Here is an 11,596-nt window from a genome sequence, read left to right on the forward strand (position 1 = left end):
TGGCGCATGACACTGCTGGGCACCATCACCGGCCGCGGCGCACCCGCCACCGCCCGCGGCCTGCTGACCGGCGACCGGTACCGGGCCGAACTGGACGACGGCCGCGAGCTCTACCTCGACGGCAAGCGCATCGCGAACCCCGCCGAGCACCCCGCGTTCCGCCCGGCCGTGGACGAACTGGCCCGCCTGATCGACCTCCAGCACGACCCGGCCCACCGCGACCTGCTCACCTGGGAGGACCCGGACAGCGGCCTGCGGCTCGCCCGCGCCTACCAGCCCCCGCGCACCCTGGAGGACCTGCGGCTCCAGCGCCGCAGCGCCGAGCTGTGGCACGCCGAGGCACTGGGGCAGCAGGGCCGCTCACCCGCCTTCATGGCCTCGATCGCCGTCGGCGTCTACGACTTCCGGCACCGGCTGGCCGGGGCCGACCCGCGCTTCGGCGCCAACGCCGAGGCGTGGTACCGGCACTGCGCGAGCAACGACCTGGTCCTCTCGCACGCCCTCGGCGACCCGCAGATCGACCGCTCCGCCAACCCGCTCGACGACCCGGACCTCGCCCTGCGCGTCGTGGAGGAGAACGACCGGGGCATCGTGGTGCGCGGCGCCAAGCAGCTCACCACGCTCGCCCCGATCGCCCACGAGGTGCTGGTCTACCTCTCGGCGTCGTTCACCGAGGGCCGGGGCGAGCAGTTCGTGACCTGGTTCGCCCTGCCGCTCAACACCCCCGGCCTGATCACCCTCGCCCGCGAGCCGCTCGGCAGCGCCTCCTGGGGGCACGCCCACCCGCTCGGCGCGCGGTTCGACGAGCAGGACGCGATGCTCTTCTTCGACGACGTCCTGGTGCCCTGGGACCGCGTCTTCCTGCTGCGCGACGCGAACCTGGCGCGCACCGGCCTCGGCCGGATCAACGCCTGGAGCGCCTACGTCGGCCACATCCGCTACCGCGAGCGGCTGCGGACCCTGCTGGCCAGTGCCACCCTGGTCGCCGAGTCGATCGGCGTGGACGGCTTCCGCAACATCCAGGAGGACCTGGGCCGCCTCGCCGGGTACGCCGAACTGACCGAGTACTTCCTCGACGCCGCCGAGGCGCGCGGCGGCCTCACCGACGGCGGCCTGTTCGCCCCCGGCGACACGGCGGCCTCCCGGGTCTGGTCGGCCGAGGTGGCCGGCAGCGCGGTCGAGATCGTCCGCAGGATCGGCGCCTCCGGGCTGCTCATCCAGCCCACCGCCGGGGACCTCGCCAACCCCCGGCTGCGCCCGCATCTGGACCGCTACATGCGCGGCCGGGACATCGACGCCGAACGCAAGGCCCGGCTCTTCCGGATCGCCTGGGAGCTGACCGGCGACGGCTTCGGCCAGCGTCAGGACCTCTACGAGTACGTGCACCGGGGCGACCTGGCCCGCAACCGGATCAACCTCTTCAAGCGGTACGACCAGAGCGCCGCCCGCGAACGGCTGCTGCACCTGGTCGACCAGGGCGTCGCGGAGCAGCCCGCCGCCGCACAGCCGTCCGCCGCACAGCCGCCGACCGAGCAGCCGTCCACCGAACAGCCGTCCACCGTGGAGGAGAACCAGCCGTGAGCACGTCCGCCGTCGAGATCCAGGCCCGTACCCTCGCGGGGTACGCCGACGCCAGCCGGCTGCGCCAGGTCCAGGACCGGGACTGGGTGCTCGACCAGGTCACCGGAGCCCCCGAGTCCCTGATCGACCTCGGCAGCGGGATCGGCCAGCTGCTCCAGGAAGCCCTGGAGCGCTTCCCCTCCCTGCGGCGCGCCGTCGGCCTGGAACGCTCCGAGCACCGCATCGCCGAGGCCGCCGCCCGGCTCCAGCCCTACGGCGAGCGGGTCGCCCTGCACCGGGCCGACCTCACCGTGCCCGAGCCGCTGCCGTTCCGGGCCGACGTGATCACCCAGACCTCGGTGCTGCACTGGCTGTACCCGGACGAGGAACGGATCTTCGCCTGGGCCGCCGCCCACCTCGCCCCCGGCGGCCGCTTCCTGCTCACCACCTACCACCCGGCCCGGGACGAGCGCGGCCTCGGCGGTGAGGACGAGCTGGTCCGCGAGGCCCTGGTCGCCCTCGGCACCCCGTACGACGAGGTGCCCGGCGTCCTGGAGCGCGCCGGGGTGCTGCCGATCGCGACCCGGACCAGGACCGTCGACGAGCTCGCGGCGGTGGTGGGCCCGCACCTCGCGGTGGCCGGCCACCTGGAGCGCGACGCCGTGGTCACCGTCGACGGCGCCGCCCAGTACGAGCACTTCCACGCCGCCACCTTCGGCGACTACTACAGCCGTGCGGTGCCGGCGCAGCAGCGGCCCGCCTTCTTCCGCGCGGTCGGCGAGAGCGCCTGGCGCCGGCAGCAGGAGCGCGGCCACGTCAGCCACATGCCCGTCCGGCTGTGGCAGCTGACGTCTCGTTAACAACATGTGTAGCCCGCCGCTCACCCCTGGGGTGGGCGGCGGGCTGCGTCTACGCTGGTGGCAGCCCACACCCCCGCATTCGACGGCACCGACCAGGGCCGAGGAGCCAACCGTGTCAACTCCCCCCGCAGGCAGGGAACTCGGCGCCTTCCTGCGCGCCCATCGTGAGCTCCTCAAGCCCTCCGACGTCGGCCTCACCGCCACCACCCGGCGCCGCACCCCCGGTCTGCGCCGGGAGGAGGTCGCCTCCCTCTCCGGCGTCGGCCTGGCCTGGTACACCTGGGTCGAGCAGGGGAGGGTCACCGCCTCCCGGCAGGTGCTGGAGGCGATCGCCCGGGTGCTGCGGCTGGACGCGGCCGGGCTGCGGCACGCCATGCGCCTGGCCGGCTACCACGAGCCGACGGCGGCCGCCGCCTCGGAGGACGGCGCCGACCGGCTCGCCGCGGCCATCCGGCCGGTCCTGGACTCCTGGCCCACCAGCCCGGCCGTCCTGCTCGACCGGCACTTCGACCTGCTCGGCTGGAACGCCGCCTGGGTCGCGCTCTGGGGCTCGCCCGAGTTCGTCCCCGCGGACCGGCGCAACCTGATGTGGGTGATGGCCGCCGACCACCGGGTGCGGGCCGTGTTCCGCGACTGGGAGCCGCTCGCGATGAACGTCTTCCAGCAGTTCCGGGCGCAGGCCGGCCCCGCCCTGGCCGACCCCCGCACCGGCGAGGTCTACCGGCACCTGGACGAGGACGCGCCCGAGTTCCGGCACTGGTGGGGCTGCCACTCGGTGGCGGAGCTGACCGTCCGCACCGTCACCGTCGAGCCGGCCGGGCTCGGCGCGGTCCGGCTGACGCTGTCGTCCTTCCACCCGGTGGACGACCCGACCGCGACGGTGCTGCTGTTCACCCCGCACGGCGCCGCCGACCGGGCGCGGATGACCGAACTGGTCGATCATCCGTTGCGCGCGGTCGGCGGCGTGGAGGGGGAGCGCCGGGTCGGCTGAGCCGCCGGTCGCCGGTCCCCCGGGGCGGCCCGGCCGTTCCGGCGGGGCCTCAGGTGCCCGACGCGGTGGACCGGCGCAGGCCGAGGCTGACCGCCAGCGCGCCCAGGGCGGCCACCAGCGCGAGCCCGGTGCCGATCAGCAGGGTGCCGTCCGCGACGTTGCCGAACGTGCCGATCGCCCAGGCGCCGAGGCCGGTGCCCGCGTACATGGTCGAGGTCAGCCACGCGCTGGAGGTCGCCCGCAGCTCCGGGGCGATGGTGCCGGCCAGCGTCTGCTGGTCCGTCACGAAGCCTCCGGAGGCCAGGAACCACACCACCACGCCGGCCAGGGCGAGGACCAGGCCGGGCCCCTTGGCCGCCAGCGCGACGCCCGCCGCCAGCAGCACGCCCCACAGCGGCAGCAGCGGCAGGTCGGAGCGCCCGGCGGTCCTGGCCCGGTCCCCGAGCCGGCCGCCCAGCAGCGAGCCGACCAGGCTGCCCGCGCCGACCAGCACGCCCACCAGGCCCAGGGCCTGCACCGACAGGTCGAAGCGCTGCACCAGCACCGCGCCGAGGAAGGTGTAGGCGCCCAGGTTGGCCGTGTTGAACACCGTGTTGACCAGCAGGGCGCGGCGCAGCGTCGGGTCGGCCCAGCCCGCCAGGATCGCCCGGACCGCCCCCACCTGCGGCGCGGCCGCCTGCGCCGAACGGCGCTGGACCTGGCTCAGCAGCAGCGGCACGGCCGCCGCGGTGCCGATGGTCAGCGCCCAGAACGCCGACCGCCAGCCGGCCAGTCCGGCGAGGAAGCCGCCGAGCGGCACGCCGATCACCTGGCCGCAGGAGAACAGCGCCATGCCCAGGCCGAGGGCCCGGCCGCGCACCGCCTCCGGCGCGGTCTCGGCGATGTGCGCCCAGATCGCCGGCCCGGCCGCCGCCGCCGCCAGCCCGGCCACCGCGCGGGAGACGACCAGCAGCGTCAGCCCGGTGGAGAGGGCGGCCGCCGCGTTGGACACGACGAACAGCACGGTGCCCGCCACCAGGGTGCGGCGGCGGCCGAACCGGTCGCTCAGCAGCCCGAGGAAGGGCGCCGCGACGGCGTACACCAGCACGTAGGCGGTGACGCTGGAGGCGGCGGCCGCCTCGGTGGTGTGCACCGAGTCCGCGATGGTCGGCAGCAGCGGCGACACCAGGAAGGTCTCCGTGCCGAACAGGAACAGCAGGAGGAACACTCCCGCGTAGCGCCACCGTTCGAAGGCCTGGGCCGGCGCCAGGGGCGGGACGTCCTCGGCCTGTTCGGGTCGGGGCGGGTCGGAGATGCTGCTCACAGCGATCACCACCTTGTCGTGCGAGGGAGCGGCCGGGCCTTCGGACGGCAGGCGCGAGCGGCCGCGACGGGAGGGCAGGAGTCCGATGCGGCCATCCTGCGGACGGCCCTCGCGGCCAGCCAGACAGGCGGTCATCCTGTGACCCCAGGTCACAGGCTGCCGCCCCGGCCCGGCCGGTGACGCGGTCGGTGACGCGGCCTGCCGGTGGTCTGTCGGTGGTCTGTCGGCGGTCCGGCGGTCGCTCGCCGGTCGTGTCAGCGTCCTGTGAGCGACCTGTCGGCCGCCGTGGCGAGACTGGCGGCACGACATCGACTCACGGGAGGTCCACCATGTCGAGCACCACGTCGAACAGCGCCCGACCGCACCACTCGCGCACCACCTCGGTCCTGATCTCCGGCGCGGGGATCGCCGGCACCGCCCTCGCCTACTGGCTGGAGCGCTACGGCTTCCACGTCACGGTCGTCGAGCGCGCCCCGGAACTCCGGGGCGGCGGACAGGCGGTGGACGTGCGGGGCAACGCCCTGGAGGTCATCGAGCGGATGGGCCTCCTGGAGGAGGTCCGGGCCCGCAGGACCGGACTGCGCGGCATGTCCCTGGTCGACGCGGACGGCCGCGAGCTCAAGCGCACCACCGAGTGGACGGCCACCGGGGGCGCCGTGGACGGCCCGGACGTGGAGATCCTGCGCGACGAACTGGCCGCCCTGCTGGCGGGGGCGGCCCGGCCCGGCGTCCGGTACCGCTTCGGCGAGTCGATCGACACCCTCGTGCAGCACGAGGAGGGCGTCCAGGTCCGCTTCACCAGCGGCGACGAGCAGTCCTTCGACCTCGTCGTGGGCGCCGACGGCCTGCACTCGAACACCCGCCGCCTGGTCTTCGGCCCCGAGGCCGACTACCTGCACCCGACCAGCATCTACATCGCCGGCTGGAGCGCCCCCAACCACCTCGGCCTCGACCACTGGGAGGTCATCCACCAGCCCAACGGCCAGGCCGCCTGGGGCTGCATGGCGATGACCGTCCGGGACAACAGCGAGCTGCGCGTCTTCGCCGTCTTCACGTCCGACGAGCCGGTCGGGGACCTGCTGCCGCGCGACCTCGCGGAGCAGCGGCGGCTGGTGGCCGAGCGCTGCGCCGGGATGCGCTGGGAGGTGCCGCAGTTCCTCAAGTCCCTGGGGGAGGGGGACGCCTTCCACTACGACGTGGTCGCGCAGATCCGGATGGACCGCTGGTCGCAGGGCCGGGTCGCCCTGCTCGGCGACGCCGGGTACTGCTGCTCCCCGGCCACCGGCCAGGGCACCAGCGTGGCCCTGACCGCCGCCTATGTGCTGGCCGGGGAACTGCACGCGGCCGACGGCGACCACGAGGCCGCCTACCAGGCCTACGAGCAGCGGCTGCGCGGCCATGTGGCGGCCAATCAGGCCATCCTCGACCACACCAGGGGCCGGTTCGAGACCACGGAGGCCGACCCCGAGGGGGTCGAGGGCTTCGACCGGCCCGGCCCCGAGCTGGGCGAGGCCTTCCGCGCGGCCACGGTCTTCGACCTGGTCGACTACTGACGGCCCCCGTCGCCGCCGTCGCCTCGCAGGTGGTCGCGATCACCGGGGAAGTGAGGCTAGGCTAACCAAACTTGATGGATGGCCGAGGGTGAGGGCGGTGCCGGGGATGCACAGTCAGGGTGAGCCGGGGCGGGCGCGGACACGGGACGGCCGGGAGCTGTTCTACATGCGGCGGCCGGGGCCCGGCGGCGAGGGCGCGCCGACGGTCGTGCCGACGGTCGTGCTGGAGGGTGGGCTCGCCTCCAGCCGCTCGTACTGGGCGCCGGTGCAGCTCCGGCTGGACGGGGTCGCGGCGACGGTGGCGTACGACCGCAGCGGGCTCGGCCGCAGCGCTCCGGACCCGGCGCCGCGCCCGCTGCGCCGCCTCGCCGAGGACCTCGACGAGCTGCTCGACCACCTCGGCGGCTTCGGCCACGGGCCGTTCGTCCTGGTCGGGCACAGCTGGGGCGGGCCGATCGTCCGGATCGCCGCCGCGGCCCGCCCCGAGCGGATCGCGGGCCTGGTGCTGGCCGACCCGACGGACGAGTCCTGTGACCTGGTGTTCGCGCCCTCGGTGCGCCGCCAGGAGCGGATCGGGCAGGCGGTCAGCATGCTGCTGGCCCGCACCGGCCTGCTGGCCCGGGCCTTCCGCCCGATGCTCGACGCCCTGCCGGCGGACGCCGCGGCCGAGATGCGCGAGGAGGGCTTCACCGTCTCCACCATCCGCACGAGGGGCGCCGAACTCGCCTCCGTCGTCGCGGACTTGACCGCCCTGAAGGAGAACCCGCCGGCCCTCGGCGGCATCCCGCTCACGGTGGTCTCGGCCGTGCGGACCTCCACCGGCATGGGCCCGAAGGTCCGGGAAGCCGTGAACGCCTCCCATGCTTACCGCGTCGGTCGGGCCGAGGTCGGCCGCCACGTGCTGGCGGCCGACGCCGACCACATGGTGCCGACCAGCGACCCCGACGCCCTGGCACGCGAGATCCGCCGGATCGTCGAAGGCTGTTCTACCTAGGACTTGACTGACCGTCAGGTCCTGATGATCTCCAGGCTGGCGGCGGTGCCCGGAACGCCGCCGGGGTAGGTGTTGCCGCCGAGGTAGAAGGTGTGGCCGTCCGGGCCGAGTGCCAGTCCGGTGGCGAGTTCCACCTGCTGCGGGTTCACGGTTTCGGCGGGGACGAGCGCGTGGGCCTCGGTGTCGTAGGAGAGGATCGCGCTGCGGTTGTGGTAGCCGGGAGGGGTGGGTCCGCCCGGGGTGATGAAGACGGACCAGGTGGAGGCGAAGTAGAGGCGGCGGCCGTCCAGGCTGACGACCGGGTAGCCGAGGCCGGTGCTGCCCGGTGCGAAGTGGAAGTTGTCGGTGACGGTGTCGGTCGCGGTGTCGACGAGGTAGTCGCTCTCGTAGCCGCCGATGCCGTACAGCGTGCCGCCGTCGGGGCTGAGCACCGCGCTGCCGGAGGCGCCGTGGCCGGCGGTGAAGGTGCGGACGGTGGTGAGCGAGGTGGGTGTGGCGGCCAGGTGGACCAAGCCGTCCCCGGTGGTGACGTACAGATCCTCGCCGTTGGGGCGCAGGACGATCGAACCGACGGCGAAGCTGGTGACGCCGACGGAGGCGGTGAAGGCGCCGGCGGCGGTCGAGTACGCGAGGACCCGGGCGGGCTGGAAGCCCCAGCGCTGCCGCGGCCCGTTCTGGGCCAGGTAGACGTCGGCGCCGTCCGGACTGACCGCGAGGGAACTCGGTGAGCCGTCCACGTACCCGTCGGGGTGCGGCTGGATCGGGAGCAGGACGTCGGCGGACACCGTGTCGCTGCTGGTGTCGATGGTGACCAGGTGCTGCGCCCCCACGGTCGCGTACAGCCGGGTGCCGTCGGGGCTCATCGCCAGCGCGCCGACGAAGGAGTTCGCGGCGGTGGAGAGGGTGAGCCGGGCGGTGATCCCGCCGGTCCGGGTGTCGACGACCTTGACCGCGGGCGTGCCGCGGGGGTCGTCGGTCACCCCGACGTAGGCCTTCGTGCCGTCCGGGGTGACGGCGGTCGTGGGGTACGCGTACCCCACCGGGACGACCTGGGGGGCCGCGGCGGTGGCGGGCTGTGCGGTGGCGACCCCGGTCCCGGTGGTCAGCAGCAGGCCGACCGATGCCGCGGTGCCCAGCCAACGGGCCTTTGCCATGAGCGACTTCACGAAATCCTCCCCTGTGACACACGATGCCTCCGCATCGGCGGGAGCCAGAGTATGGGGCGGGGAAGGCGAGTTGGGCGCCAATGGCGTAGTCGACGACTCGGGGTAGACGCCATGGCGCCCATGCCTACGGCACATGACGGGGCGCGTGACGGGGCACCTGGCGGGGCGCGCGGGGCCGCCCGATCGGCCACGTGGTCGAGGAGCAGTCCATGGGTTGGCGGCCGGGGCCGGGATCAGGGGGCGTCCGGCGCTTGCGCCGCGCAGGCGGCCAGGGCGGCCAGGCGGTCCACCTCGACCCATTCGTCGAGGTGGAGGCCGATCAGGTGGTGGCCCCGGCTCCACGGGTGGTCCGCGGCGGGAGGGGAGGGCGGCGGCGTGGGGGAGTCGGCGTGGTGGAGGTACCAGGAGCTGAGGCGTTCCAGGGCGGCGCGGCGCTCGGCGGTACCGGTCTCGGCGGTGCAGCGTTCGGCGGCGTAGAGGCGCAGGAGGTCGTTGAGCCGGTAGCGGTGGCGGTCCTCGTGGGTGAGCAGGTGGGCGGTGGCCAGGTGGTCGAGGACGGGCCGGACGGCGGCGGTGGGGGTGTCGGTCAGGGCGGCTGCCGCGCCGGAGCTGACGCCGACGGCCGGGGCCAGGGCGAGCAGCCGGAGCAGGGATCGGGCCTCGGCGGGGAGCGAGCGGTAGGAGAGGTCGAAGGCGGCGCGGACCGCCGAGGTGGCGTCACCGTCGATCTGTAGGGCGCTCAACCGGTGTTCCGCGTCGAGGAGTTCGGCGGCGTGGTCGGCGAGGCTGCGGCCCGGGAAGGCGGCGAGGCGGCTCGCGGTGATGGCCAGGGCGAGGGGCAGTCGGCCGCAGGCGGCGGTGAGTTCGGCCGCGGCGTGCGGCTCGGCGCGGGTGCGGTGCTCGCCGGCGATGCGGGCCAGGAGGCGGAGGGCCTGATGGGCGGGCAGGACATCGAGCACCAGGGGGCGGGCGCCGTTGCGGGCGGTCAGGCCGTCGAGTCGGGTGCGGCTGGTGACCACCGTGCGGCAGTCCGGGGCACCCGGCAGCAGCGGGCGGACCTGTTCGGCGTCGCGGGCGTTGTCGAGGACCACGAGCAGTCGGCGGTCGGCCAGCAGGGAGCGGTAGAGCGCGGCCGCCTCGTCCGGCGCTGCGGGGATCCGGTCGCCGGGCACGCCGAGGGCGCGCAGGAAGCGGGCGAGGACGGTGTGCGGGTCGAGGGGCGCGGCGACGGAGTAGCCGTGCAGGTCGGCGTAGAGCTGGCCGTCCGGGAACCGGTCCCGGGCGCGGTGGGCCCAGTCGACGGCCAGGGTGGTCTTGCCGACCCCGGCCGGGCCCGAGAGCGCGCACACGGGGACGGCTGCGCCGGTGGCACCGGTCGCGGGCGTCGTGAGCAGCGAGTCCAGAACGCGAAGCTCCGTGCCGCGTCCGACGAAGGTGGGAAGTGCGGGCGGGAGTTGGGCGGGCGGCGGCGCCTCCACCGGGGGTGCGGCCGCTGGGGGTGCTGCCATGGGGGGTGTGGCCACCGGGGCCGCTGCGGTCGGCGCCGCCTCGGGGCGGACCGGTTCGGTGGCCAGTAGTTCCAGGTGCAGCGCCCGCAGCTCCGGCCCGGGGTCGAGCCCGAGCTCGTCGGCCAGCCGCTCGGTGAACCGGCGGTAGGCGGTGAGCCCCTCGGGCGCGCGCCCGGAACCGTGCAGTGCGCGCATCAGCTGTCCGGTGAAGCGTTCCCGGAGCGGGTGGTCGACCACCAGCGCGGTCAGCTCGGGGACGGCCGCGCGGTGCCGGCCGAGGGCGAGCTCCAGATCGAGGCATTCCTCCCAGGCGGTCAGTCGCAGTTCGTCCAGCGCGACCGCGCCCGGGGCGTCCGCGTCCACGGCGAGTCCGTCCAGTGCGGGGCCGCGCCACAGGGCGAGCGCTTCGCGGAGCCCGTCGACCGCCGCCGGGGATCGTCCGGCGGCGGCCTCGCGGCGGGCGAGGGCGAGTCGGTCGGTGAAGGCGCGGGCGTCCAGGCGGTGGCCGGTGAGCGTGATGCGGTAGCCGCGGCCGTCGGTCAGCAGCACCGGCGGTGCGTCCGGGTCGGCTTCGGCGAAGCGGCGCCGCAACACCCCGGCGAGGTTGCGGACCTGGCGGGTGGCGGTGGCCGGTGGCCGCTCGTCCCAGACGGCGTCGACCAGACGGGCGACGGGAACGGAGATGTCCGCGTTGAGCAGCAGGGCGGCGAGCAGTCGCTCCTGCCGGGAGCCTTCGGAGGGGACGCGCCTCCCGTCGCCGGTCCACACCTCCAGCGAGCCGAGGATCCTGAACTCCAAGTGTCCCTCCCTGGGATCCGCGGGCCGGGCCGGACCGTCGCTGCGCGTGGATGGGCACGGGCGGTGATGGATCAATGACCAGATCATGCCAGTTGTGTGCGTCCGGTTGAGACCTTTGCTGTGCACCGGCCGAAACGAGCCGGTCGCCTGACGAGACGCCTCGAACCAGGAGCAGTTGATGAACCGTCTGAAGAAGGTCGTCGCCACCGCGACCGCCGTCGCCGCAGCCGCCCTGATCCCGCTGTCCGCGGCCCCGGCCGAGGCCGCCACCGGACCGGGCACCCACCTGGGGATGACCTGGTCCGTCGTCGCCTACGGCCCGGAGGGCACCGTCCAGGTCGGCGGCCCCGGGGGCAGCCCGAGCAACGCCTACAACGGCGACACCGCGCCGTCGGTCTCGCTGCCCGTGCTCTGCCTCAACGTCGACGGCAGCCCGGCCCCGTCCGGGATCAGCATCGGCTTCTACAACGGTTGGGCACAGGGCACCGTCGCCCTCAGCCAGCCGGTCAAGGGCGCCCGGCTCAACAGCCGGGCCGCGGCGGACAGCCTCTGCCAGGCCTCCTTCGGGGCCGGCTGGCGCGAGGCCGAGTTCCACGACGGCCACTTCGGGTCCGACCTGGCGCAGACCGGTGGCTGGACCTTCTGGGCCTACGGCAACATCCCCAACAACACGCGGTTCTGGACGGCCATCAACGACCAGGCGGCCAACCCCTGGAACTGACCGGCGCCTGGAACCTCCGGGACTGCCGGCAGAAGGGGGGGGGGGGGGGCCCCCCGGGGGGGGGGGGGGCCCCCCCCCCCCGCGGGGGCCCCCCCCCCCCCCCCCCCCCCCCCCCCCCCCCCCCCCCCCCCCCCCCCCCCCC

General features: G+C 74.9%; 9 protein-coding genes. 6 read left to right on the forward strand and 3 right to left on the reverse strand.

The features are described from left to right. The first annotated feature begins 6 nt into the window (after positions 1-6). From AB0O19_RS32530 to AB0O19_RS32540, 3 genes are all read left to right on the forward strand, one after another. Positions 7-1,581, forward strand: a complete 1,575-nt coding sequence (locus tag AB0O19_RS32530; RefSeq protein WP_363624743.1) for a 4-hydroxyphenylacetate 3-hydroxylase N-terminal domain-containing protein — start codon at positions 7-9, stop codon at positions 1,579-1,581. Continuing rightward, complete coding sequence (locus tag AB0O19_RS32535; RefSeq protein WP_363589399.1) at positions 1,578-2,420, forward strand: class I SAM-dependent methyltransferase; 843 nt, start codon at positions 1,578-1,580, stop codon at positions 2,418-2,420. Before AB0O19_RS32530 ends, AB0O19_RS32535 begins: the two co-directional genes overlap by 4 nt. Positions 2,421-2,532: 112 nt before the next feature. Continuing rightward, positions 2,533-3,411: a helix-turn-helix domain-containing protein gene (locus AB0O19_RS32540; RefSeq protein ID WP_363624745.1), complete on the forward strand. Its 879-nt coding sequence runs from the start codon at positions 2,533-2,535 to the stop codon at positions 3,409-3,411. A gap of 49 nt (positions 3,412-3,460) precedes the next feature. Here AB0O19_RS32540 and AB0O19_RS32545 read toward each other — a convergent pair whose 3' ends face one another. Beyond that, entirely contained in the window at positions 3,461-4,714 is a 1,254-nt protein-coding gene (locus AB0O19_RS32545) for an MFS transporter (RefSeq protein WP_363589397.1), read from the reverse strand. A gap of 329 nt (positions 4,715-5,043) precedes the next feature. Between AB0O19_RS32545 and AB0O19_RS32550 the strand changes: the two genes are divergently transcribed. Next, positions 5,044-6,267 carry an FAD-dependent monooxygenase gene (locus AB0O19_RS32550; RefSeq protein ID WP_363624746.1) on the forward strand — a complete coding sequence of 408 codons (1,224 nt, stop codon included), beginning with the start codon at positions 5,044-5,046 and terminating at the stop codon, positions 6,265-6,267. Positions 6,268-6,373: 106 nt separating this feature from the next. Then, positions 6,374-7,261, forward strand: a complete 888-nt coding sequence (locus tag AB0O19_RS32555) for an alpha/beta hydrolase (protein WP_363624748.1) — start codon at positions 6,374-6,376, stop codon at positions 7,259-7,261. 14 nt (positions 7,262-7,275) lie between these two features. Here AB0O19_RS32555 and AB0O19_RS32560 read toward each other — a convergent pair whose 3' ends face one another. Both AB0O19_RS32560 and AB0O19_RS32565 read right to left on the reverse strand, forming a co-directional pair. Continuing rightward, a complete protein-coding gene (locus AB0O19_RS32560; protein WP_363624750.1) occupies positions 7,276-8,415 on the reverse strand; it encodes a hypothetical protein in 1,140 nt (379 codons plus the stop codon). A 245-nt stretch (positions 8,416-8,660) separates the two neighbouring features. After that, on the reverse strand, positions 8,661-10,733 hold the full coding sequence (locus AB0O19_RS32565) for a BTAD domain-containing putative transcriptional regulator (RefSeq protein WP_363624752.1): 2,073 nt from the start codon (positions 10,731-10,733) through the stop codon (positions 8,661-8,663). A gap of 178 nt (positions 10,734-10,911) precedes the next feature. On the opposite strand from AB0O19_RS32565, the gene AB0O19_RS32570 reads away from it, so the two are divergent. Further along, positions 10,912-11,454: a hypothetical protein gene (locus AB0O19_RS32570; RefSeq protein ID WP_363589385.1), complete on the forward strand. Its 543-nt coding sequence runs from the start codon at positions 10,912-10,914 to the stop codon at positions 11,452-11,454. The last annotated feature ends 142 nt before the right edge of the window (positions 11,455-11,596 follow it).

The organism is Kitasatospora sp. NPDC091276 (genome assembly GCF_040684355.1).
Taxonomy (GTDB): Bacteria; Actinomycetota; Actinomycetes; order Streptomycetales; family Streptomycetaceae; genus Kitasatospora.